The sequence below is a fragment of the Thiothrix winogradskyi genome, assembly GCF_021650935.1.
GTDB lineage: Bacteria > Pseudomonadota > Gammaproteobacteria > Thiotrichales > Thiotrichaceae > Thiothrix > Thiothrix winogradskyi.
In genome coordinates, this window is sequence record NZ_CP091244.1 from 443,065 (window position 1) to 466,517 (window position 23,453).

Below are 23,453 nucleotides of genomic sequence, written 5' to 3' on the forward strand. Positions count from 1 at the left end.
TCCAAACTTGAGACCCCCATGACCCAACCCAAACTCGAACTCACCTGGATCGGCAAATCCCACCGCCCCAAACTCGAACCGCGCATCCTGCTGGAAGACCCCGCCAAGTCCCACCACGCCGCCACCCGCGTGACCGACCACGACCAGTTCGACAACCGCCTGATTTTCGGGGATAACCTGCTGGCCTTACGCGCCTTGGAAGCCGAGTTCACCGGCAAGATCAAATGCGTGTTCATCGACCCGCCGTATAACACGGGCAGCGCGTTTACGCATTACGATGACGGGCTGGAACATTCCATCTGGCTGGGGCTAATGCGTGACCGCCTCGAAATCATCCGCCGCCTCCTGTCCGACGACGGTTCATTGTGGATCACCATCGACGACAACGAATGCCACTACCTCAAAGTCCTCTGCGACGAACTCTTCGGTCGCCAAAACTTCGTCGCTAATGCCATTTGGCAAAAAAAATATTCTCCACAAAATGATGCAAAGTGGCTAAGTGATAACCATGATCATATTTTGATTTATGCGAAAAATAAAAATAGCTGGCGACCGAACCTTTTACCTCGTTCGGAAGATATGAATGCTAGATACAAGAATCCAGATAATGACCCGCGTGGCGTGTGGAAACCTGCTGATTTTTCTGTGAAAACATATTCAGCAAATAGTGATTATCCAATAACGACACCATCAGGAAGAATAGTCAATCCACCTAAAAGTCGATGTTGGGTTACATCAGAAAGTAAATTCAAAGAGTTGTTAGCAGATAACCGTATTTGGTTTGGTGAAACAGGAGGCAATGTACCTTCACTCAAGAAGTTTCTATCTGAAGTAAAAGATGGCTCTACATCTATGACTATTTGGACTTACCAAGAGGTTGGACATAACCAAGATGCAAAAAAAGAAGTCAAAGAATTCAATGAGAAAACTGTTTTTGATACCCCCAAACCTGAAAAATTATTAGAACGAATTTTAACTTTGGCGACGAATGCGGGGGATTGGGTGCTGGATTCGTTTGCGGGGAGCGGCACGACGGGCGCGGTAGCGCACAAGATGGGGCGCAAGTGGATCATGGTGGAACTGGGCGACCACTGCCACACCCACATCATCCCGCGTCTGCAAAAAGTCATCGACGGCAGCGACCAAGGCGGCATCAGCAAAGCAATGGACTGGGCGGGCGGCGGCGGATTCCGCTATTACAAACTCGCACCCTCCCTGCTAGAGCGTGACCGCTGGGGCAATTTCACCATCAACCCCGACTACAACGCCGCGATGATGAGCGAAGCCCTGTGCAAACAGCACGGCTACACCTACGCCCCCTCCGAAACCGTGTTCTGGCAACAAGGCTACGCCACCGAACGCAGTTTCCTCTACGCCACCACCCAAAACCTGTCCTTCGAGCAACTGCAAGCACTCGCGGAAGAAGTCGGCGAACACCGTTCCCTGTTGATCATCGCCGCCGCATGGCGCGGCATCAGCGGCGAAGAAGCCAGCCGCCGTTGGCCTAACCTCACCCTGAAAAAAATCCCCAACAGCATCCTGCACCTGTGCGAATGGGGCAAGGACGACTACAGCCTCAACGTCGCCAACCTGCCAATGGCGCAGCCCGTGGATGAACCCACGCCTGTAGGTCGGGCTTCAGCCCGACAAGTCGGATTAAAATCCGACCCACAACAAGACAATACCAGCGGCACACAAGCCAGCTTATTTGGGGAGGGGGAAACACCATGACACGCCAACAAACCCTGCACGACATCAAAACCAGCCTGTCCTTGCGCCCGCCGCAAGCCGAATCGCTGCAAAAGCTGGCAACCGCGCTGGAAACCGCCCCCGCCATGAACCAAACCGGCGAACGTGACCTCAACGGCATTCTGGCAAGCTTGCAAGCGCAATTCCCCACGCTGGACGATTTCGAGCGCGAATTCCCCTCGCTGTGTTTCGCGTTGGCAACAGGTGTGGGCAAAACCCGTTTGATGGGCGCGTTCATCACCTATTTGCATCAGGCTTACGGTATCAACAACTTCTTCGTGCTTGCGCCAAACCTGACGATTTACAACAAGCTGATTGCCGATTTCACCCCCAATACGCCCAAATACGTGTTCAAGGGCATCCACCATTTCGTGTTCCAGCCACCGGAAATCATCACGGGCGAAAATTACGACTACCGCGCTGCGCAAGTGCAAAGCAGCCTGCTGTCACCCGTCACCATCAATATTTTCAACATCGCCAAGATCAACTCGGAAGTGCGCGGCGGCAAAGAACCCCGTATCAAACGCATCAAAGAAGTGCTGGGCGACAGCTATTTCAACTATCTGGCAACGCTGCCCGATCTCGTGCTGCTGATGGACGAATCGCACCGCTACCGCGCCAGTGCCGGGGTGCGTTCCATCAACGAACTCAAACCGCTGTTCGGTCTGGAACTCACCGCCACCCCGTTTGTGGAAACCAGTCGTGGCCCTGTGCCTTTCAAAAACGTGGTGATGGATTACCCCCTAGCGCGTGCAATGGCAGACGGCTTTGTAAAAGAACCCGCCGTCGTCACCCAACGCGGTTTCAATGCCGCTGACCACAACCCCGATGACATTGAGCGCATCAAGCTGGAAGACGGTATTCGCCTGCACGAAACCACCAAGGTGGAACTGATCACTTACGCCCGCGAAAACGGCGTTGCCATCGTCAAACCCTTCATGCTGGTCATCGCCCGCGACACCACCCACGCCGCGCAATTGCTCACCACGGTACAAACCCTGTTCGAGGGGCGTTACCAAGGTAAGGCAATTCAGGTCGACAGCAGCAAATCCGGCGCGGAAGAAGAGGAAATGATCACCCGCCTGCTGGCAGTGGAAAGCGTCAACGAACCCACCGAAATTGTCATCCACGTCAATATGCTCAAAGAAGGCTGGGACGTGACCAACCTCTACACCATCGTGCCGCTACGTGCTGCCAACGCCCGCACCCTGATCGAACAATCCATCGGGCGCGGCTTACGCCTACCCTACGGCAAACGCACCGGCAACGCCGCCGTAGACCGCCTCAATATCGTCGCCCACGACCGCTTTCAGGAAATCATCGACGAAGCCAACAAAGGCGACTCGCCGATCCGTCTCCAGCGCATCATTCTGGATGCTCCCACGGCAGACGACAAAAAGATCAGTGTTGAAGTCAAGCCCAATTATGAAACGATGTTGGGGAAAGCAAGCCGAAGAGAAGAAACCCCTCCTAACCTCCCCTTGTCAGGGGAGGAACAAGAAGGCGGCACCTCCAGTTCTCCCCCTGATAAGGGGGAGTTAGAGGGGGTTTCTTCTGCCGAACAAGAAACAATGTGGATAGTCGCCGAAGTCGCTGCCAACTACGCCGCCAAACGCGAATTCGTCCCCACCAGCAATGCCCTGCTCAAAGCGGATGTGCAACAAGCCATTGCCGCCGAAGTCCGCGAACGCCTGACACCCCAACAAGGCGCACTTTTCACCGCTGACAACGCCGCCGACCTCGCCGCCATCGTTGCCAAAACCACCACCGTCATGGTGCAACAAACCATCGACATCCCGCGCATCCTGGTCAACCCAACCGGCGAAGTCGAAACCGGCTTCCACCCCTTCAAGCTGGATGTGAGCGGCTTGCACCTGCAACCGGGCGACCGCGAACTGGTCGGGCAGATGCTACGCACCCACGAACAATTCCACCTCAAAGCCGCCGCTGGCAAACAGGAAGAACGGCTGGAAGACTACGTGGTATTCGCCCTGCTGGATTACGACGACATTGATTACTTCAGCCAGAAAGAAATCCTCTACGACCTTGCGGGACAAATGGTGCAACATCTGCGCTCTTACCTGTCGGAAGACGAGGCGCATAACGTGCTGAACAAAGACCGCAAACTGATTGCCCGCGAAATCCATGCGCAAATGCTCAAACATTTTTGGGAAAAAGCCAGCGGTTACGAAGTGCAAGTCAGTCGTGGTTTTACCCCACTAAAATCCTGCAACTTCACCGCCAATGCCAACCAGCCGCCGCGCTCGTACCGTGAAACCGTGACGGAAACAGGCAAGATCAAACAACTGCTGTTCGGTGGTTTTGAGAAATGTTTGTACCCTTTACAGAAGTTTGATTCCGACACGGAACGCCGTTTTGCGGTGCTACTGGAGCGTGACGCGCAAAAGTGGTTCAAGCCCGCCAAAGGGCAATTCCAGATTTACTACAAGCTGGGGACAGAACAGCCAGAGTACGTGCCGGATTTTGTTGCGGAAACCGATAACGTGATTTTCATGGTGGAAACCAAGGCAAAAACCGATATGGAAGCACCTGACGTGCAAGCAAAAGCAGATGCAGCAAGACGTTGGTGCAGCCATGCCTCAGATTATGCATTGGAACAAGGTACGAAACCGTGGCGTTATTTGCTGATTCCGCACGATGAAGTACGTGAAGACCGCCAGCTAACCGACTTCCGGCGGTTTCAGTAACGGTCATGCAAAAGTCAGGTATTTGGCGGCGTTACACCGTCAAATACCGCTGAATCAACCCATCATCCAGCGTATGCATCTCCCCCTCCGCCACGCGCCGCCCGCGATCAAGAATACAAAACCGATCACCCACTTTCCGCGCAAACGGCAATTTCTGTTCCACCAGCAACACCGTCAGCCCAATGTCTTTGTTGAGCTTGCGGATAATATCGCCGATTTCCGCCACGATATTCGGCTGAATCCCTTCGGTCGGCTCGTCGAGAATCAGCAATTTCGGGTCAAGCACCAACGCCCGCCCAATCGCCAACTGTTGCTGTTGCCCGCCGGACAAATCACCGCCGCGCCGCCCCAGCATTTCCTTCAACACCGGAAACAGCTCGAAAATAAACGGCGGAATACTACGCACGTTATCGCGGCGTGCAGGTAAACCAATCAGCAAATTCTCTTCCACCGTCAGCAGCGGGAAAATCTGCCGCCCTTGTGGCACGTAACCAATGCCGAGGTTGGCACGCTTTTCAGCATCCACTCCCAGCAGGTTTTGCCCCTGATAGTGGATTGCGCCATCCCGCGCTTTGATCAAGCCCATGATGCACTGGAGCAAGGTGGTTTTGCCCACGCCATTGCGCCCCATCAGCACGGTGCATTGCCCTTCGGGGACGTGCATTTCCAAATCCCACAGCGTGTGGCTTTCGCCGTAATACTGGTTGAGTTGTTCGACTTTGAGCATTTATTCCCCCAGATACACTTCGATCACGCGCTGATCGTTTTGCACGTCGTCCATCGTGCCTTCGGCTAACACGCTGCCTTGGTGTAACACCGTGACTTTGTTGGCGATGGAACGCACGAAATCCATGTCATGTTCCACCACCACCACCGAATGTTTGCCAGCCAAGGAGGTGAGCAATTCCGCAGTACGTTCCATTTCCTGATGCGTCATCCCCGCTACGGGTTCGTCAACCAGCAGCAAATACGGCTTTTGCACCAGCAACATGCCGATTTCCAGCCATTGCTTTTGCCCGTGGGATAACGCGCCTGCTTGTTGATGGTAGTTCTCGGTCAAACCGATGGTTTGCAAGGTTTCATCAATCAAGGCTTGCTGTGCGCCGCTCAAGCGAGCGCGGAGGCTGTACCACACGCTTTTATTGCCGTGCATCGCCAGTTCCAGATTTTCGGCGACGCTGTGCGACTCGAACACGGTGGGTTTCTGGAATTTGCGCCCGATACCTGCATTGGCAATTTCGGGTTCGGAGAGTTTCAGCAAATCCACCGTTTGCCCAAACCATGCTTGCCCGCTGTCGGGGCGGGTTTTGCCGGTGATAATGTCCATCATGGTGGTTTTGCCCGCACCGTTGGGGCCGATGATGCAACGCAATTCGCCGGAATCAATGTACAGCGTCAGGTTATTAATTGCCTTGAAACCGTCGAAGCTGACGTTCAAATCTTCCAGATACAGAATCGCCTTGTGGCTGGCATCGGGTTGCCCCGTTTCCGGTTGGCGTAAATGTGCGCCTTCGCTCATGTTTGCGCCCTCCTGCTAAACTTGTGCAACCAGCGGTTTTCCTTGAGGTTTTTTACCAGCCCTGCCAAACCTTGCGGCAAATACAGCGTGACCAGCACGAATAACGCGCCCAGCATGAAAATCCACGATTCCGGCATCAATCCGGTGAACACGGTTTTGGCGTAGTTGACCAGAATCGCGCCCAGCACCGCGCCGTAGAGCGTGGCACGTCCGCCAATCGCCACCCAAATCACGATTTCAATCGAGTTGAGCGGGGAAAATTCGCCGGGGTTAATAATGCCGACTTGCGGCACGTACAACGCCCCCGCAATCCCTGCCAGCATTGCCGACACCGTAAACACCCACACCTTGTAATGCTCGACGCGGTAGCCAACAAAACGGGTACGGCTTTCCGCATCCCGAATCGCCACCACCACACGCCCCAGCTTGGAATTGATAATGTAACGGCACAGCAAATACCCGCCCGCCAACGCCAAGCCTGACAAAACAAACAGCGTCATGCGCGTGCCGTCGGCTTGCAGACTGAAGCCCAAAATATCCTTGAAATCGGTCAAGCCATTATTGCCGCCAAAGCCCATTTCATTACGGAAAAACGCCAGCAATAGCGCGTAAGTCAGCGCTTGGGTAATGATCGACAAATACACCCCCGTCACCCGTGAGCGAAACGCCAACCAGCCAAACACAAACGCCAGCAGCCCCGGCACGAGCAATACCATCAGCATCGCAAACCAGAACATATCAAAGCCGTACCAGAACCAGGGCAGCTCATTCCAGTTCAAAAACACCATGAAATCCGGCAATTCCGGGTTGCCATACACGCCGCGATCCCCGATCTGACGCATCAAATACATGCCCATCGCGTAACCGCCGAGCGCAAAGAATGCCCCGTGTCCAAGGCTGAGGATTCCCAAATACCCCCACACCAAATCCACCGCGACGGCCAGCAATGCGTAAGTCAAATACTTACCCAGCAAGGTCACAAGATACGTTGGCATGTGCAGCGGGCTGCCCGCAGGCACGAGCAAATTCAAGACAGGGACAAGCACCAATACCAGCGCGAGTACCGCCAGCATGATTTGCCCACCCCGATCATTTTGCAGAATACGTGTGATGAACATAACTTAATCCCCCGCCGCCCGACCTTTTTGCGGGAATAGCCCACGCGGTCGTTTCTGGATGAATAAAATAATGAAAACCAGCACCAGAATTTTGGCAAGCACTGCCCCCGCCCACGGTTCCAGCACCTTGTTGACCACGCCCAGCGACAAACCTGCCACCAACGTTCCCCACAAATTGCCGACCCCACCGAACACCACAACCATGAACGAATCAATAATGTAAGCCTGCCCCAGATTCGGCCCCACGTTGGTCAACTGACTGAGTGCAACACCTGCGACACCGGCAATACCCGAACCCAGCCCGAAGGTGAGCGCATCGACCCGCGCCGAACGCACCCCCATTGCCCGCGCCATTGCCCGATTCTGCGACACCGCCCGTACCTGCAACCCCAGATTGGTTTTACGCAAGACGAAATACAGCAACGCAAACACCATCAGGCAAAACAGCACGATGTAGAGGCGGTTGTACGTCAGCGACAGCACGCTATTGATTTCCAGCGAACCCGACATCCACGACGGGTTGGAAACCGGCACGTTTTGCGGTGAAATCACCGTGCGCACCAGTTGTTGCAGAATCAGGCTAATCCCAAACGTTGCCAGCAAGGTTTCCAGCGGTCGTCCGTACAAATGACGGATCACGGTACGTTCGATCAAAATCCCCATTAACCCCGACACAATAAACGCCGCAGGCACTGCCACAAACAGCGAGTAATCAATAAAGTTGGGCATGAGTTGCTGCACGATGTAAGTGGTATACGCCCCCAACATAATCAGCTCGCCGTGCGCCATATTGATCACGCCCATCACCCCAAAGGTAATCGCCAGGCCAATCGCTGCCAGCACCAGCACCGAACCTAAGCTCAAACCAAAAAACAGCGTTTCAACATGACCGTACAACGCGGCGGTATCTTCAATGGTTTTCAGTGCCGCCTGCGCGGCTTTGGCAACCTCGGCATCGCTATCTGTGGTCATCGTAGTCAAGCGATTGCGCACGCCGGGGTGTAAATTACCCGCCAGCGATTCAATCGCCGTTAGCCGTACCGCTTTATCGGCAGCATTCAAATCCGCCATTGCCAAGCCGAGTGTCAAGGCTTCTTTGACGGCAGAATCCGTTTCTTTTTCCAGCAAGCCGCGTAATTGTCCTGCCATTTCCGGCGTAACGGTTTCCAGCAAACCATTGGCGGAGGTGAGGCGTACTACGGCATCGGGGTGGCTTAAGCTGAGTTGCCCAATCGCACCGCGCACGTATTTGCGCAAACTGTTATTGGTGGGAATTTTGCGCAACTCGTCGCCCGTATTGCCATCCTTGGCGATGACCAGCGTTCCTTGTGCTTTGTCTTGATAGAGCTTGCCATCCAGCAATGCTTGCAAATACGGCACTGCTTCCGGGTCGCCGCTGGCAGCCAGTAAATCAACTGCCTCGCGGGTTTTGTCAAAAGAAGCTTCCTGAAATAAGGGAGCGGCTTGGGTGAGGGTCGCACTTTGCTGTTCAGCTTGTAGCGGTGAGCAAACCCACAACAACACACTCAATAGCAACAGACGGGTGAAGTCAGTCGTTTTCAGCATACTATTTCCTGAATACCGAGAAAGAATCCCCTCTCTTCTTCCTTGCTCCCTTCACCCCTTGCGGGGGAAGGGCTGGGGATGGGGGGTTCTTTATTCGTATTTCTGACCTGAACACTTCTTGGTTTCGGTATTGAAGTTGCCGCACGGTTTGCCGTCGGTTTCCTTACCTGTCCAGTCAGCGACGATAGGTTTGGAATCCGGCAGGAAGTCAGACCATGCGTCACCCGCTACTTCAGGAGTTTTGGAAACGACTTCAAACTGACCGTTTTCTTGGATTTCACCGATTAATACCGGCTTGGTCAGGTGATGATTCGGTAACATTTTGGCGATGCCGCCGGTGAGGTTCGGTACTTCTTGACCAATCATGGCTTCAGCTACTTTGTCGGTGTCGGTGGATTTGGCTTGTTCAACCGCTTTCACCCACATATTGAAGCCGATGACGTGCGCTTCCATCGGGTCGTTGGTGACGCGCTTGTCGTTCTTGGTGTATGCCTTCCACTTTTCGATGAACTCTTTGTTGGCGTCATTTTCGACGCTCATGAAATAGTTCCATGCAGCCAAGTGACCGACCAGTGGTTTGGTGTCGATGCCGGAAAGTTCTTCTTCACCCACCGAGAACGCCACGACGGGGATGTCTTCCGCAGAAATGCCTTGGTTGCCGAGTTCTTTGTAGAACGGTACGTTGGCATCGCCGTTGATGGTGGAAACCACAGCAGTTTTCTTGCCTTCGCCGCCAAATTTCTTGATGTCAGCGACGATGGACTGCCAGTCGGAATGACCGAACGGGGTGTAGTTGATCATGATGTCTTTTTCATCGACACCTTTGGATTTCAGGTAGGCTTCCAGAATCTTGTTGGTGGTGCGTGGGTAAACGTAGTCTGTGCCTGCCAATACCCAGCGTTTCACTTCGCCTTCTTTCATCAGGTAATCAACGGCAGGAATCGCTTGCTGGTTAGGCGCTGCACCGGTGTAGAACACGTTTTTGGAAGATTCTTCACCTTCGTATTGCACGGGGTAGAATAGCAGGCTGTTTTTCTCTTCAAATACCGGCAGGACGGATTTGCGCGAAACCGATGTCCAGCAACCGAAGGTCGCGGCAACTTTGTCTTTCTCGATCAGGTCACGGGCTTTTTCCGCAAACAAAGGCCAGTTGGAAGCAGGGTCAACCACCACAGCTTCGAGTTGCTTGCCCAGTACGCCACCTTTTTTGTTTTGTTCGTCAATCAACATCAGCATGGTGTCTTTCAGCGTGGTTTCGCTGATCGCCATGGTGCCGGAGAGGGAATGCAATACGCCGTGATGCGTAATGCCAAACTCGCTGCCACCGCTACCCGTGAACCGTTTACCTTTTACTTTATTGCGTCTCTGCTGTTCCTCGCGATTACCTTGGTGTCGATGTTGGTGTTGAAACGTGCCGAAACCTGGGCAAAACGCGGGGTGCGCGTATGAACTGGGAACTGATTTGGGACAGCTTGCCAAAATTGCTGGCGGGTACGGGTGTCACTGTGCAACTGACCTTGTTCAGCCTTGCGATTGGTTTGCTGTTGGCTGTGCCGCTGGCATTGGCGCGGTTGTCACACAACCCCTTGCTGAAGTATCCGACGGCGGGGTTTGTGTTTTATTTTCGGGGTACGCCGTTATTGGTGCAATTATTCCTGATTTATTACGGTAGCGGGCAATTCCGTGACGTGCTGAGTGATATGGGTTTGTGGACGTATTTTCGCAATGCGTGGTTTTGCGCGGTGCTGACTTTAACCTTGAATACGGCAGCGTATACGGCGGAAATTTTCCGGGGGGCGATTCAAGCCGTGCCGCGTGGTGAGATTGAGGCGGGCAAAGCGTTTGGGATGTCGGGTTGGTTGCTGTTCCGACGTGTGACCTTGCCGAAAGCGTTTCGGATTGCGTTGCCTGCGTATGGCAATGAGGTGGTGTTTTTGCTGCAAGCCACGTCATTGGTGAGCGCGATTACGGTGATTGATTTGACGGGGGCGGCGGATTTGATCCGTTCCAAAACCTTTGCGGTGTATGAAATGTATCTGACGGCGGCGGTGCTGTACCTGATCATGACTTATGTTCTGGTGTATGCGTTTCGCTTGTTGGAAAAGCGTCTGAATGCTTACCAACACAGATCGGCTTGAAGCAATCCCCACGCGATTGTCCACATAATGATGCCGATGAGGATGTCGAGGATTTGCCATGTTCTGGGCTTTTGGAAAAGCGGTGAGAGTAATCTTGCGCCGTAACCTAGCCCGAAAAACCAGATGCCCGATACGCTGACTGCGCCGAGCAGAAACCAATACTTATCGTGTGAAGGCAATGTGCCAGCAACACTGCCGAGGATGACGACGGTATCGAGGTATACGTGCGGATTCAGCAAAGTTAACGCGAATGTGGTGGCGATGACGGCTGCGAGGCTGGCGGGGTTGGCATGGCTGGCGGCGGCTTCCAGATGGCTGGTGGCTTGATAGGCACTGCGAAAGGCGTTGAATCCGTACCAGAATAGGAAAGCTGATCCCAGCAGCGCGAGGCTGCACGTTGCTATGCTGCTGTCCTTGATTAACGCGCCCAAACCCAATACGCCTGCCGACATTAATACCGCATCGCACAGGAAGCAGATCAACGCGACCCAGAAAATGTGGTGGCGGGCTAAGCCTTGCTTCAGCACGAAAGCGTTTTGTGCGCCGATGGCGACGATTAGACCGCTGGCGATCAGTGCGCCTTTTAAAACGGTTTCCAGCATGAGGACATCCAAAACGTGTAGAATAGCTTATCTTAAGCAATAACCCACTGATATATTTTACTTAATGAGTACTAAAGAACCGGACATGAAAGCGGACAAGCGTGCGGAAGACCGAGGCGAATCCATTACCATGATAGAGCCGCTGCTGATTTCTGCAACCTCCCGTTTTCGCCCTGAATTAGCTGATTTGGCTTTGGAACTCACCGCCAAATCCACCGCGCTACGTAAAAGCCTGCCGGAAGGTATTGTGCGGGCATTGTCTGATCTGGTGCGTTCCATGAATTGCTATTACAGCAACCTGATTGAAGGGCATGACACCCACCCGATTGATATTGAACGCGCCCTCAACGAAGACTACAGCGCAGACCCCCAAAAGCGTGATTTGCAACGGGAAGCCAAAGCCCATATCGCGGTTCAGCAATGGATTGACCATGATAGGCTAAATAGTCGAGCTACCTCTGTTGAAGGTATTCTGGAAACACACCGCCGCTTCTGTGAACTGCTTCCTGACGAATTGCTGTGGGTGGAAAACCTAGATTCCGGCACACGGGAACCGCTCATACCCGGCGAATTGCGCCAGCGTGATGTCATCGTCGGGCGACATATCGCCATCAGCCCCGGTGCACTGCCGCGCTTCATGGAACGCTTTCAGAATGCTTACCGCAACACCGGAAAAGTCGACGCGATTGTTGCAGCCGCCTGTGCCCATCACCGACTGTTGTGGATGCACCCGTTTCTGGATGGTAATGGTCGGGTTGCACGCTTAATGTCCTATGCCATGCTGCGTAGCGCACTGGATACCGGCGGCGTTTGGTCGGTGGCGCGTGGTCTTGCCAGAAACGAAGCGCAATACAAGCGCCTGTTGGCACAATGCGATTTACCGCGCCGTAATGATCTGGATGGGCGTGGCAATCTGAGTGAAGAGGCGCTTGCTCAGTTTGCGGTATTCTTTCTTGAAACCTGTATTGATCAGGTCGATTTTATGGAGACGCTGGTCAACCCGCAAGGCTTGCGGGAGCGTATTCTTATCTGGACGGAGGAAGAAATCCGTGCGGGTCGTCTGCCACACAAGTCAGGCATGGTGCTAGAAGCTATTTTGTATCGTGGGGCTGTGCCGCGCGGGGAAATCGCGGGACTGCTCGGAACGGGCGACCGTAATGCACGGCGGGTGACTTCGGCGTTGCTGGAACGCGGCGTGCTGGCAGCAGAATCGACACGCGCACCGCTGCTGTTGAATTTCCCTGCGACATTGGCAGCACGGTGGATGCCGGGGTTATTCCCGGAAAGGTAGCTTCATTTGCAATAGGATTTTTCTTATTTCAGAAACTCACCTACTTTTTGCAATAAAAATTTAGTTTCGTCGAGAATATGTACAAATACAATGTCCGGTACATCCATCGTGAGAGTTATGCTACGTCGTTTCCCTGATAACGTTGCAACACCTGCCCAATCTCCTCCAACGCCCGCTCCGCCGCGTGCGGACGGCTCACCGCCTCGCTGATCGAGCCGAAATGCTGTTCCAGACAATCCGTCAGCAATTGGCGGATGGCATCAATGTCCGGCGCATCTGGCAAGCGGCTGGCGAGATACACCCGTTCCAGATCGGCTTCCTTGCGGGCAAAGTAATCTTCCAGTTGCGGCAGCGACCATTCACCCCGGCGGATCGCTTTCATCTGTTCGGCATCGCGCTGCAAATCCATGTCTTGATGCATCAGCAATTGCTCAACCTCGCCCAGCAAGCGCACCACATGGTAGGCAAATTTCACGTCATAACCGAATTGCTCCGTTAATTCCTTGCGCTTGCCCTCCGGCTGTTTGGTACGGATTTTGTGCATCTGCCCGTAGGCATAGCCCTTGAACTTCGCCCAGCAGCCCTTGTGCAGAAACAATTGCCGCCGCTCGCGCACCAGCTTGCCGATGGGCGATGCATACAGCACGCAATTTTCCGGCACATACAGGCTGTCAATAATGTTGGGGTTATTATCGGTCAGCAGGCGGAAATACTTGGCAATCGCAAACACCGTCACGTCATACACCCGCCCCTTGCCACCCAACGCCGCCGCATCGCGGATATGGTGCTGCTGGTACTGCTCGAACTGCACCGAGTAGTTATCAAAGCCCGGAATTTCACCGCGCAAATGCGGAAACATCATCGTTTTGGGCGGAATCGCAAAGGCGTAGATGTCCATGTCGGAACTGTCGTTGCTGACGCCATACGCCACCGAACCCATGATGACTTCGTACTGAACGGCACTGCTGAGAAAATCCGGCGGGCTGGGCAGGAGCTTTTTTTGTTGGAGTGATTGGATGTGGCTGCTCATGGTTGTCTCATCTTATTTTTCTGGAAAATTCATCGTGCTGAAGTGTACCAAAGCATGGTGTAAGTTGTTTACCCCACACCAATAATAAGCAAACCACACGCACTGCACAAACTGCGCTAGAATAGCCGCTTTCACCCGTTACTGAAGCCACCCCATGCTGCCCAACGCCAATCCCCACGTACCTGTCGCCCTGTTCGACCACCCCAAATACTGGGCGGAATGCTATGACACTTCGCCGTATCTCCCCATGAGTCGTGCGGAAATGGACGCGCTGGGCTGGGATTCCTGCGACATTATTATCGTCACGGGCGACGCTTATGTAGACCACCCCTCGTTCGGCATGGCAGTCATCGGGCGGATGCTGGAAGCGCAAGGTTTCCGCGTCGGCATCATTGCGCAACCGGATTGGCATTCCAAAGACCCGTTCATGGCACTGGGCGCACCCAACCTGTTCTTCGGCGTGGCGGCGGGCAATATGGATTCGATGATCAACCGCTACACCGCTGACCGCAAAACGCGCTCTGACGACGTTTACACCCCCGGCGGCATGGCAGGCAAACGCCCCGACCGCGCCACACTGGTGTATACGCACCGCTGCCGCGAAGCCTTCCCCGACGTGCCGATCATTATCGGCGGGATCGAAGCCTCGTTGCGGCGCATTGCACACTTCGATTATTGGCAGGAAAAAGTCCGCACCTCGATCCTGCTGGATGCCGCTGCTGATCTGTTACTGTACGGCAATGCCGAACGCGCCGTGGTGGAAGTCGCGCACCGCATCGCCTCCGGCGAACCCGTTTCCAGCATTACCGACGTGCGCGGCACCGCCTTCATCCGCCGCGACACCCCGCAGGGCTGGATGGAAATCGACTCCAGCCGTATCGACCAACCGGGCAAAATCGACCGCATTATCAACCCCTACCTCAACACCACCGAGATGAGCGAATGCGAAGTCGAAAAGCGCAATGTGCAATGGTTTGAATACGAAGACCCGCGCAGCAAACGCCCCGACGAACACAAGCTGATCTTCCACCCCCGCGCCCGTTTAGACCGCGACACCACCGTGATCCGCCTGCCCTCTTACGAAAAAGTCAGCAAAGACAAAGCCTTGTACGCCCACGCCAACCGCGTGCTGCATCTGGAAACCAACCCCGGCAACGCCCGCGCGTTGGTGCAAAAACACGGCAATATTGACGTGTGGCTGAACCCGCCACCGATTCCGCTGACCACGCCGGAAATGGATTTCGTGTTCGGGCTGCCCTACGCCCGCTTGCCGCACCCGTCCTATAACGGCGCAAAAATCCCCGCGTATGAGATGATCCGTTTCTCGGTGAACATCATGCGCGGCTGCTTTGGTGGCTGCACCTTCTGTTCGATTACCGAACACGAAGGGCGCATTATCCAAAGCCGTTCCAAAGAATCCATCATCCGCGAAGTCGAAGAAATCCGCGACAAAGTACCGGGATTTACCGGGGTAATTTCCGACCTTGGCGGCCCCACCGCGAATATGTACCGCCTCGCCTGCAAAGACCCGAAGATCGAAGCCGCGTGCCGCAAACCCGCGTGCGTCTACCCCGACGTGTGCCACAACCTCAACACCGACCACGCCGCCTTGAAGGAATTGTACCGCGAAGCGCGTACCCTGCCCGGTATCAAGAAAATCCTGATCGGTTCAGGGGTGCGCTATGACCTTGCCATCAAAGATCCCGAATACGTCAAAGAATTGGTGACGCACCACGTCGGCGGCTATTTAAAAATTGCACCGGAACACACCGAGTCCGGCCCCCTGTCCAAAATGATGAAACCGGGCATCGGCGCGTATGACGAATTCAAACGCCTGTTCGAGAAATACACCAAGGAAGCGGGCAAAGAACAATATTTGATCCCGTATTTCATCGCCGCGCACCCCGGCACATCCGACGAAGACATGCTCAACCTCGCGCTGTGGCTAAAGAAAAACGGCTTCCGCGCCGACCAAGTGCAAGCGTTCTACCCCTCACCGATGGCCTCCGCCACCACCATGTACCACACCGACAAAAACCCGCTGCACAAAGTCACCTACAAAAGCGAAAAAGTCGCCACTGCAAAATCACCGGAACAGCGCAAGCTGCACAAAGCGTTTTTGCGCTGGCACGACCCCAAGAACTGGCCGCTACTGCGCAAAGCGATGGCGGAGATGGGGCGGCAGGAATTGATCGGCGATGGCGAGAATCAGTTGATCCCGCATTACAAGGCGGGTGAGGAACAGTTGGTGTATGAGGCGCATCGGCGCAAGAATAAGGGCGGGGAGCATCAGAAGCGGGTGGGGAAACCTGCGCAAGCGGCAGCGAGTAAGCCGAATGCGGGTAAGCCGCAGGGTGGGAAAGTGTTGACGCAGCATACGGGGTTGCCGCCGAAGCCCAAGGCTGATTTAAGTGGACGAAAATCAACTACCAATGGGGCAAAACGGCGCGGCAAATAACATCACCTTGATCACAGGTTGTGCTTATTTTTCGGAAATAATTCCATGTGTTTATTTCCAGCCCTGAAATACCCATTAGCCAGCAAAACAAAGAGTGCAACAATATAAAATAAATCAAATGCCCCGCCGCCGCCAAGCTGATTAGGGTCATTAACGGTAATGTCCCCCATATTTCCATCAGAATTATCGGGGAGAATGGACGGCTGATAGTTCTTTGCCAAATTGATGGCAGCTTCCGCATTAACTAAGCCATGTCCACTATCAAAGTCAAAACCCGTGGGTAAGGTATTTTTAGCTGTGTTGTTTATCTGGATTATATCAATAGCCGTTTCATTAAGGATATTTTTTATATCGACAGGTTGCAATGCTGGTTTAACTTGCAAGAGTAAGGCGGCAATGCCTGCAACGTGAGGGGCTGCGGCTGATGTACCAGCAATATTAGGGAAACCATTATTGTCGGTATCTTGATTTCCAAAGAAAGTAGTATCCACATCATCAGGTGCGGTAATGTCAGGCTTATGGTTAGTAACGGGAGTGCTTAACCGCTTACCGTTAGCATCAAACAGTATTGAGCCGCCGCCAGCCGAAGAATAATACTCAACCAATGCCGAAAATTGACCGTATTTAGGTGTATTCTTATAATTGCTTGCACCTACCGTGATGGCAGAAGTCGAATCAGCATGACCAAAGATCCCGCTACTGTTAGTGGCGTATTCCCCAATAATGCCATCAATACTGTTTAATATGATGTATTTCATTAACTGAGGTGAAACCCCAGATGCCTTGGTGATGACAATATCAAATTCTGTTTCACCTGACCCAACATTATTAAGAAAATACAAGGCTTCAATAGGATCTTTGCCGATATTATCAAACGCTGAGGAGGCAAGGATTCGGCTATGCTGTTTATTGAAGATAAAAATATCCAGATCATTCTGTGAACCGGAAGAGCCGCTAATCGTATACGCAGGAGAATCCCATTGTAGCATGAGGTTAAAACCGACACCTTCGGGAACGATAATGCGTTGATAAATGTCGGTGCTGCCATCTGTAGCAAAATTATGGGCATTCAGTTTTAACACCTTATCGGTGTATTCGTGATAGGCACTTTGGTAAGCATTGCGCCCTTCATTGCCTGCTGCGGTCACATAAACAACCCCTGCCTTCACTGCTTTTTGAGTGGCTTGGGTTACGGCATCCTCTTGGAAAAAGTTGGCGGAGATTGCCTTGAAATCATCTACAATAATATCGGCCTTATAATCGGACACCATTTTCAGAATAGCATTCGCAGTGGTGGCAGTGCCATTCTCGCCACTATGGAATAACAGTTTTGCACCCGGCGCAATATCATGCACAATTTGCATCAATGCCCTGCCTTCGTCTGTTCTCCCGCTGCAATCAAGCGCATCTGCCATAATGGTCACTTGAGGGGGTAAATCTTGGGTACTTTGGTCTTGTGCAGCCCCACCAAGGCAATTATAACTATCGGAAATCACCCCTACGGTTATTCCACTACCATCAACCCCAAAAGCTGGACGGGCAACACTGGATTCTGTGGCTATATCACCTTGAGTTGTCACGCTGCCTTGTGAGATTATTATTTTGCTTAACTTGACTTCATTCAAACCCTCAAGGGCATCCAATTCACCTAGCCTTTGAACGGGCATTTGCCCTGAAATAATCCTGCCATTAACTGCCAATGGTTTCATCCCATGCTGGATGAGTAGCGTTAGCAATGCTTGGGGATCGCCTTTAGCGATGACATCAATAATCACTGCATGGTTTGCCTCTGATAATGAGGACTGCCGTTCAGCATGGTTTGTTAATGACAATAATTCATGCCTGATTTTACTTCGCTTGTCAGTAAGCGTTTTTTGTCTAATCAATGTCGCTGCATTAACATCATCAGCCGTAACACTTTCAGAAAAGAGCGCCAAACCACATAATGCAGCCATAGCTATCACCAGAAAAGAATTCAACTTATTGTTCATTCCAAAACCATTTTTGTTGCTGATGCGACAGGTTTTAATGCTGAGGCACGGATCAATTCCATTTCGTTTCTGAATTTAGGCGATAACATTACTGCCAAAGGGTGTTGCGCGGGTGTGCCAAACCCTTTTTTACCCAAGATAAAAGTTTCGCCTTTCCATTCTCCTAAAAACTCATCCACCGTTAAAATCATGTTGCCACGGCTTGGGTCTGCCAGAAATATCCGGTCTTCCCTGACACCACGGAACACCGCGAAATGTTGGTAATCCTTGGTGCTGACATAGACAACAACAGGCCCCGCCAACTCTTTTAATGCGGATAACTGCAAACGTACACTGGCTGATTGATAACCCAATGAATGGCTTATCTTTTCCAGTTCAAGGAAGGACAAGCCGTGCTCTTCCACAACGGCGTATTCTTCTGCCGTTAGTGTTGCCTTGATATAGTCCAGCAGTGACTTTTCAGTAACATCATCCTGAAAGTAATACTTCATGATAGTGGCTAACGCTGCCGCACCACAGGAGTAGTCGTATTGCTGCATGACCACACTTTGATCATTAAGCTCTTTCCAGCTTTTAAAATGGTCGCCAGAGGCATTAACGGCATAGCCCATATTGCTAACGATGGGTTCGACCGTACAAGCACTCAAGAAAATAGCCAATAGGATGGGGAGATTGTGCCGCACTTTATAAATCATTGGACATTACGGATAAGCGTTAGCCCCATGCCAACATCGCTTGCGTCATTGGTTAGCCCAACATCAAAACTGGTTTCAAGGCGGGTTTTATCATCTAATCGATAATCTACCGTCCCACCCAGTGAAATAGGCTCAGAACTTGAGCCATTCAGGGCTTTTCCGTTGTATTGGGTTTCTGTCTGATATTGCCCTGAAATCCGCCCCGACATGCTAATAGAGCGGTTGACGGCAAGCCCTGAACCGATGCTGTAGGTGAGTGCTTTGCCCGGTTGGGTGCGGATACCATCCTGATCATCCGCCAGGATATGGTTATAACCAACATTTAAGAATACCACGGCAGGGTCTATGGATTTGGATATGCCAAGTCCTACGGCAGCCGTCCTGAAGTTTGAACCTACGGCTAACTTGCTGGCATCACTGGAATTTGACTTTTTATCTAGCGGAAAGCTGAGGTTGGCAGAAGCCGTGATGGAAGGGGACGTGTTTGATTCAGCTTTCAGCTTACGCATTGCGCCGATAGTGGCATTCCCAATACCTGAACCATTGTTACTGACGACGCTGTTAATGGTTGCCGTTTCGGATTTATTCTGGATTAGCGCAATTGAGGCATTGACTTCGGTGTCTTGGGTAACACCGTAACCAATACTCAATGGGATAGAAAAAGATCTGTCTTTGCTTTTCCTGAGGTTTATCTGCTTTTCATCAGTGCTGTAGTTAAAACCTAGTGAAAAATACATGTCTTTTGGTTTGAGAAGGACTTCAGATTCCCGCAGGAATAAAAGGTGGCTTTTAGTGTTTTCATCCTTCTTGCCTATAGTAGTTAGTGCCGAATCACCTTCATCAGCCAATACTTGTACATTACTAAAAACAACAGCCAAGAAGATACAGCACTGTAACAGAACTTTTAAAGAAAACATGACACTACCATTATTTAACTCATGGGGCATTACTTAATAAACCCCATGATGGTTTCTGAGTGAAATAAACTATTTTATTTTTGCAAGTACTTTAAGGCTGATGGTGTGTCAAGACCATTATCATTAGCTTTCTTCAACCATTGAGATGCAAGCTTTAAATCTTTAACTACTCCCGAACCATTTGCATACATATTAGCCAACTCCAATTGGGATATACCATCACCTTGTTCAGCCGATTTTTTAAACCAAAAAAAAGCTTTGCTATCATTTTGAATAGTGCTTTCAAACAAATAAGTATACCCCAAACTTTGCTGAGCTAAAGAATTACCTTTGTCAGCAGCATTTGTAAGCCATGCTATTCCTTTCTTAATATCTTTTTCTACTCCATCTCCTTTAAGATATTTATCCCCTAAAAGAGACATAGCCACAACATCACCTTGTTGAGCAGCATTTTTCATTAAATCGATGTTATTTTCATATTTCTCTACAGTTTTTATTTGTGGATCATTCAAATTAGTGTTAAGCCTATTTGGTGAGGAATCATTATTTGAACAAGCGCCAATAGAAAAAACCAATGCTAACATATATACAAATATCAGTAGATTTTTATTACTCATAATATAACCGTAAAAATAAATTTATGCGAAATAATGGCGTGTTCCAGAAAACAAGGAACACACCATCTCAAAAGTATTTTTTATCGAGCTACATAATACTTTGATCCAAACCAACCTATTTCAATTCCCTGATAGGTCTTACTTACAACTCCATTACTAGAGCTACCGCCCTGATAAGTTGTGTATCGATTAGTAGTGCACTGTCCATACCCAATGCTTCTGGGGTTAATAACACACAATTTGTAACCACCTCGTAGTTTCCCTGCATCGTTTTTAGACATCACTTGAACAGAATCTTGGGGTACTGAGTTCAGTATGTCCGGGCTATCTGCATAAGTGGCAGCAGAAGATAAAATCAGCAATACGGCAACACTTGAAACAAACTTCATAAGGTAAAACTCCTTTATTGATTGAATACATCGAACTTAGAGTCCAACAAATTTAAATAACTTATAAAAATACGTTATTTAATGCATCATTAATTAAATGAACAACAACTAACATGCTCATTAAGCATACAATTGACTTTTCAATTTTTCAAGTAAAACTTTGTTATTTTTTAGTGAAAACTAGGTAAATTTCAATAATTTCAATAATTTCAATAATTTCAATAATTTCAATAATTTCAATAATTTATGGAATACTGTGCCTTATTTTACAATGGAAGTGTAATATATATAATGCATTAAATGGTAGAGAAAGCTGATTTCACTCTGCTTCCTTGTCGAAGTCGAACGCCGCAACGTGCAATGGTTTGAATACGAAGACCCGCGCAGCAAACGCCCCGACGAACACAAGCTGATCTTCCACCCCCGCGCCCGTTTAGACCGCGACACCACCGTCATCCGCCTGCCGTCTTACGAAAAAGTCAGCAAAGACAAAGCCTTGTACGCCCACGCCAACCGCGTGCTGCATTTGGAAACCAACCCCGGCAACGCCCGTGCTTTGGTGCAAAAACACGGCAACATCGACGTGTGGCTGAACCCGCCGCCGATCCCGCTAACCACGCCGGAAATGGATTTCGTGTTCGGGCTGCCCTACGCACGCTTGCCGCACCCGTCCTATAACGGCGTAAAAATCCCCGCCTATGACATGATTCGTTTCTCGGTGAATATCATGCGCGGCTGCTTTGGTGGCTGCACCTTCTGTTCGATTACCGAACACGAAGGGCGCATTATCCAAAGCCGTTCCAAAGAATCCATCATTCGTGAAGTCGAGGAAATCCGCGACAAAGTGCCGGGATTTACCGGGGTAATTTCCGACCTTGGTGGCCCAACCGCGAATATGTACCGCCTCGCCTGCAAAGACCCAAAGATCGAAGCCGCGTGCCGCAAACCCGCGTGCGTCTACCCCGACGTGTGCCACAACCTCAACACCGACCACGCTGCCTTGAAGGAATTGTACCGCGAAGCGCGTACCCTGCCCGGTATCAAGAAAATCCTGATCGGTTCAGGCGTGCGCTATGACCTCGCCATCAAAGACCCCGAATACGTCAAAGAATTGGTGACGCACCACGTCGGCGGCTATTTAAAAATTGCACCCGAACACACCGAAGCCGCGCCGCTGTCCAAAATGATGAAACCGGGTATCGGCACTTACGACAAATTCAAGCAGCTCTTCGAGAAATACACCAAGGAGGCGGGCAAGGAACAATACCTGATCCCGTATTTCATCGCCGCGCACCCCGGCACATCCGACGAAGACATGCTCAACCTCGCGCTGTGGCTGAAGAAAAACGGCTTCCGCGCCGACCAAGTGCAAGCGTTTTACCCCTCACCGATGGCATCTGCCACCACCATGTACTACAGCGAAAAGAACCCGCTGCACCAAGTCACCTACAAAAGCGAAAAGGTCGCCACCGCCAAAACGCCGGAACAGCGCAAGCTGCACAAAGCCTTCCTGCGCTGGCACGACCCGAAGAACTGGCCGCTGCTGCGCAAAGCGATAGCGGAGATGGGGCGGCAGGAATTGATTGGCGATGGTGAGAACCAGTTGATCCCGCATTACAAGGCGGGCGAGGAACAGTTGGTGTATGAGGCGCATCGGCGGAAGAATAAGGGTGGGGAGCATCAGAAGCGGGTGGGGAAGGTGTTGACGCAGCATACGGGGTTGCCGCCGAAACCCAAGGCTGATGCCGGGGGCAAAGGCAAACCTGCCCCCAAACACAAACCATCAAACAAACGGCGGGGTTAATCCAGCGGGCATTTCCCCCCTGCCACCGACTGGTCAAGCCCTCCAGCCATTGGGTCATAATGGGTACGTTCAACCAAAAACTGGGTAGGGCGTTGGTAAGCCCCCGTTTTGTCGACCCAAAAACCTTCACAACTGGTAGAACCACAGGTTGGGCAAGTGCGCCCAGCGCGGGTGACGCTAATGGGACGCTGCACCGGGCTATCCGTTTTAGCTGCTTGTGTCCACTCCATCAGCTTGACGGAATGCGCCTTGTCGCTGAACAAAACCCGTGTTACGCCATCCGTACCTTGCTGTACCACCCACAATAACCGCCAGCCATATGGCGTGATCGGCGGACAACTTTTGTCCTGTATCGCCAGCCATTCCCTTGTTTCCGGGCGGTTGTCGGTTTCCACCGCTAAGCCCACCAATGGACATAATTGCTTTGGTACTACCGCCACCACACTTTCTGGCAATGCCTGAATCGCCAGCGGCAAAGCCCCTTCCGGCGGCAACTTGCCTCCAAACGCACGCGCATCTCCCCGCTCCAATGACACGCTCACCGTATGGTTTGCCAGTTTGTCAAAATCTGCCTGCCCCAGTTTTGCATTCTCCTCAGCAGGCTTGACCCCTTCAGGTTTGCAGCTACTCAATGCTGTAACAGTGAACAGCAAAACCAGCAAGCAGTGGGCAATTGGGAACTTTGTGTTACGTCTCATCGTATCCGTATCCTTTACAAATGTTGGCAGCAATTGTATAGCACATAACCAACTGAAATGATTGCCATGTTTTATATTGTTACAATATTTAACAAAAAATATGCAAATGATACTTGAAAAAAAAAAATACAAATGGCGTATAACTACCGACCAACGGCATTCA

Annotated in this window: 19 protein-coding genes and 1 pseudogene; 7 read left to right on the forward strand and 13 right to left on the reverse strand. The window is 51.6% G+C overall.

The window, feature by feature from the left end:
- Positions 1-18 precede the first annotated feature (18 nt).
- Together L2Y54_RS02490 and L2Y54_RS02495 are read left to right on the forward strand one after the other, a co-directional pair.
- A complete protein-coding gene (locus tag L2Y54_RS02490) occupies positions 19-1,731 on the forward strand; it encodes a site-specific DNA-methyltransferase (RefSeq protein ID WP_236499636.1) in 1,713 nt (570 codons plus the stop codon).
- A complete protein-coding gene (locus L2Y54_RS02495; protein WP_236499637.1) occupies positions 1,728-4,457 on the forward strand; it encodes a DEAD/DEAH box helicase family protein in 2,730 nt (909 codons plus the stop codon). The genes L2Y54_RS02490 and L2Y54_RS02495 overlap by 4 nt, the downstream gene beginning before the upstream one ends.
- A gap of 31 nt (positions 4,458-4,488) precedes the next feature.
- Here the strand turns inward: L2Y54_RS02495 and urtE are convergent, their stop codons facing one another.
- The 5 genes from urtE to urtA all read right to left on the reverse strand — a co-directional run bounded on the left by urtE (position 4,489) and on the right by urtA (position 9,929).
- On the reverse strand, positions 4,489-5,184 hold the full coding sequence (urtE, locus tag L2Y54_RS02500; protein ID WP_236499638.1) for an urea ABC transporter ATP-binding subunit UrtE: 696 nt from the start codon (positions 5,182-5,184) through the stop codon (positions 4,489-4,491).
- Entirely contained in the window at positions 5,185-5,976 is a 792-nt protein-coding gene (urtD, locus tag L2Y54_RS02505) for an urea ABC transporter ATP-binding protein UrtD (protein ID WP_236499639.1), read from the reverse strand.
- Positions 5,973-7,094, reverse strand: coding sequence for an urea ABC transporter permease subunit UrtC (gene urtC / locus L2Y54_RS02510; RefSeq protein ID WP_236499641.1), 1,122 nt, complete (start codon positions 7,092-7,094; stop codon positions 5,973-5,975). The genes urtD and urtC overlap by 4 nt, the downstream gene beginning before the upstream one ends.
- Before the next feature lie 3 nt (positions 7,095-7,097).
- Complete coding sequence (urtB, locus tag L2Y54_RS02515; RefSeq protein ID WP_236499643.1) at positions 7,098-8,660, reverse strand: urea ABC transporter permease subunit UrtB; 1,563 nt, start codon at positions 8,658-8,660, stop codon at positions 7,098-7,100.
- A gap of 90 nt (positions 8,661-8,750) precedes the next feature.
- The gene (gene urtA, locus L2Y54_RS02520; protein WP_236499645.1) at positions 8,751-9,929 is read right to left on the reverse strand and encodes an urea ABC transporter substrate-binding protein; all 1,179 of its coding nucleotides are present in this window, start codon (positions 9,927-9,929) and stop codon (positions 8,751-8,753) included.
- 15 nt (positions 9,930-9,944) lie between these two features.
- Between urtA and L2Y54_RS02525 the strand changes: the two genes are divergently transcribed.
- Positions 9,945-10,109, forward strand: a complete 165-nt coding sequence (locus L2Y54_RS02525) for a hypothetical protein (RefSeq protein ID WP_236499646.1) — start codon at positions 9,945-9,947, stop codon at positions 10,107-10,109.
- Positions 10,106-10,798 carry an ABC transporter permease gene (locus L2Y54_RS02530; RefSeq protein WP_236499648.1) on the forward strand — a complete coding sequence of 231 codons (693 nt, stop codon included), beginning with the start codon at positions 10,106-10,108 and terminating at the stop codon, positions 10,796-10,798. Before L2Y54_RS02525 ends, L2Y54_RS02530 begins: the two co-directional genes overlap by 4 nt.
- Here L2Y54_RS02530 and L2Y54_RS02535 read toward each other — a convergent pair.
- Complete coding sequence (locus tag L2Y54_RS02535) at positions 10,777-11,400, reverse strand: LysE/ArgO family amino acid transporter (protein ID WP_236499649.1); 624 nt, start codon at positions 11,398-11,400, stop codon at positions 10,777-10,779. The two genes, L2Y54_RS02530 and L2Y54_RS02535, sit on opposite strands and share 22 nt — an antisense overlap.
- A gap of 64 nt (positions 11,401-11,464) precedes the next feature.
- Here L2Y54_RS02535 and L2Y54_RS02540 point away from each other — a divergent pair, with 64 nt between their 5' ends.
- Positions 11,465-12,691 (forward strand): Fic family protein, encoded by a 1,227-nt coding sequence (locus tag L2Y54_RS02540; protein WP_236499650.1) that lies wholly within the window; start codon positions 11,465-11,467, stop codon positions 12,689-12,691.
- A gap of 115 nt (positions 12,692-12,806) precedes the next feature.
- On the opposite strand, the gene L2Y54_RS02545 is transcribed toward L2Y54_RS02540, so the two are convergent.
- Positions 12,807-13,721 (reverse strand): nucleotidyltransferase domain-containing protein, encoded by a 915-nt coding sequence (locus L2Y54_RS02545; RefSeq protein WP_236499651.1) that lies wholly within the window; start codon positions 13,719-13,721, stop codon positions 12,807-12,809.
- Between the two features lie 154 nt (positions 13,722-13,875).
- Between L2Y54_RS02545 and L2Y54_RS02550 the strand changes: the two genes are divergently transcribed.
- On the forward strand, positions 13,876-16,179 hold the full coding sequence (locus L2Y54_RS02550; RefSeq protein ID WP_236499652.1) for a YgiQ family radical SAM protein: 2,304 nt from the start codon (positions 13,876-13,878) through the stop codon (positions 16,177-16,179).
- Positions 16,180-16,190: 11 nt separating this feature from the next.
- On the opposite strand, the gene L2Y54_RS02555 is transcribed toward L2Y54_RS02550, so the two are convergent.
- The 5 genes from L2Y54_RS02555 to L2Y54_RS02575 all read right to left on the reverse strand — a co-directional run bounded on the left by L2Y54_RS02555 (position 16,191) and on the right by L2Y54_RS02575 (position 20,788).
- On the reverse strand, positions 16,191-18,170 hold the full coding sequence (locus L2Y54_RS02555; RefSeq protein WP_236499653.1) for a S8 family peptidase: 1,980 nt from the start codon (positions 18,168-18,170) through the stop codon (positions 16,191-16,193).
- Positions 18,167-18,865 carry a C39 family peptidase gene (locus L2Y54_RS02560; RefSeq protein WP_236499654.1) on the reverse strand — a complete coding sequence of 233 codons (699 nt, stop codon included), beginning with the start codon at positions 18,863-18,865 and terminating at the stop codon, positions 18,167-18,169. The genes L2Y54_RS02555 and L2Y54_RS02560 overlap by 4 nt, the downstream gene beginning before the upstream one ends.
- Positions 18,862-19,812, reverse strand: coding sequence for a transporter (locus tag L2Y54_RS02565; RefSeq protein ID WP_236499655.1), 951 nt, complete (start codon positions 19,810-19,812; stop codon positions 18,862-18,864). The genes L2Y54_RS02560 and L2Y54_RS02565 overlap by 4 nt, the downstream gene beginning before the upstream one ends.
- A gap of 44 nt (positions 19,813-19,856) precedes the next feature.
- Entirely contained in the window at positions 19,857-20,399 is a 543-nt protein-coding gene (locus L2Y54_RS02570) for a tetratricopeptide repeat protein (protein ID WP_236499656.1), read from the reverse strand.
- Between the two features lie 80 nt (positions 20,400-20,479).
- Positions 20,480-20,788, reverse strand: a complete 309-nt coding sequence (locus tag L2Y54_RS02575) for a hypothetical protein (RefSeq protein WP_236499657.1) — start codon at positions 20,786-20,788, stop codon at positions 20,480-20,482.
- 442 nt (positions 20,789-21,230) lie between these two features.
- Here L2Y54_RS02575 and L2Y54_RS02580 point away from each other — a divergent pair.
- Positions 21,231-22,592: pseudogene (locus tag L2Y54_RS02580) on the forward strand (YgiQ family radical SAM protein); the annotation flags it as partial.
- Here the strand turns inward: L2Y54_RS02580 and L2Y54_RS02585 are convergent.
- Entirely contained in the window at positions 22,589-23,290 is a 702-nt protein-coding gene (locus L2Y54_RS02585; protein WP_236499659.1) for a hypothetical protein, read from the reverse strand. The pseudogene L2Y54_RS02580 and the gene L2Y54_RS02585 overlap by 4 nt on opposite strands.
- Positions 23,291-23,453 lie beyond the last annotated feature (163 nt).

Coding starts and splice junctions, on each gene's coding strand:
- L2Y54_RS02490 (WP_236499636.1), top strand. CDS start 19: ATGACCCAACCCAAACTCGAACTCACCTGGATCGGCAAATCCCACCGC.
- L2Y54_RS02495 (WP_236499637.1), top strand. CDS start 1,728: ATGACACGCCAACAAACCCTGCACGACATCAAAACCAGCCTGTCCTTG.
- urtE (WP_236499638.1), bottom strand. CDS start 5,184: ATGCTCAAAGTCGAACAACTCAACCAGTATTACGGCGAAAGCCACACG.
- urtD (WP_236499639.1), bottom strand. CDS start 5,976: ATGAGCGAAGGCGCACATTTACGCCAACCGGAAACGGGGCAACCCGAT.
- urtC (WP_236499641.1), bottom strand. CDS start 7,094: ATGTTCATCACACGTATTCTGCAAAATGATCGGGGTGGGCAAATCATG.
- urtB (WP_236499643.1), bottom strand. CDS start 8,660: ATGCTGAAAACGACTGACTTCACCCGTCTGTTGCTATTGAGTGTGTTG.
- urtA (WP_236499645.1), bottom strand. CDS start 9,929: ATGGCGATCAGCGAAACCACGCTGAAAGACACCATGCTGATGTTGATT.
- L2Y54_RS02525 (WP_236499646.1), top strand. CDS start 9,945: ATGCAATACGCCGTGATGCGTAATGCCAAACTCGCTGCCACCGCTACC.
- L2Y54_RS02530 (WP_236499648.1), top strand. CDS start 10,106: ATGAACTGGGAACTGATTTGGGACAGCTTGCCAAAATTGCTGGCGGGT.
- L2Y54_RS02535 (WP_236499649.1), bottom strand. CDS start 11,400: ATGCTGGAAACCGTTTTAAAAGGCGCACTGATCGCCAGCGGTCTAATC.
- L2Y54_RS02540 (WP_236499650.1), top strand. CDS start 11,465: ATGAGTACTAAAGAACCGGACATGAAAGCGGACAAGCGTGCGGAAGAC.
- L2Y54_RS02545 (WP_236499651.1), bottom strand. CDS start 13,721: ATGAGCAGCCACATCCAATCACTCCAACAAAAAAAGCTCCTGCCCAGC.
- L2Y54_RS02550 (WP_236499652.1), top strand. CDS start 13,876: ATGCTGCCCAACGCCAATCCCCACGTACCTGTCGCCCTGTTCGACCAC.
- L2Y54_RS02555 (WP_236499653.1), bottom strand. CDS start 18,170: ATGAACAATAAGTTGAATTCTTTTCTGGTGATAGCTATGGCTGCATTA.
- L2Y54_RS02560 (WP_236499654.1), bottom strand. CDS start 18,865: ATGATTTATAAAGTGCGGCACAATCTCCCCATCCTATTGGCTATTTTC.
- L2Y54_RS02565 (WP_236499655.1), bottom strand. CDS start 19,812: ATGCCCCATGAGTTAAATAATGGTAGTGTCATGTTTTCTTTAAAAGTT.
- L2Y54_RS02570 (WP_236499656.1), bottom strand. CDS start 20,399: ATGAGTAATAAAAATCTACTGATATTTGTATATATGTTAGCATTGGTT.
- L2Y54_RS02575 (WP_236499657.1), bottom strand. CDS start 20,788: ATGAAGTTTGTTTCAAGTGTTGCCGTATTGCTGATTTTATCTTCTGCT.
- L2Y54_RS02585 (WP_236499659.1), bottom strand. CDS start 23,290: ATGAGACGTAACACAAAGTTCCCAATTGCCCACTGCTTGCTGGTTTTG.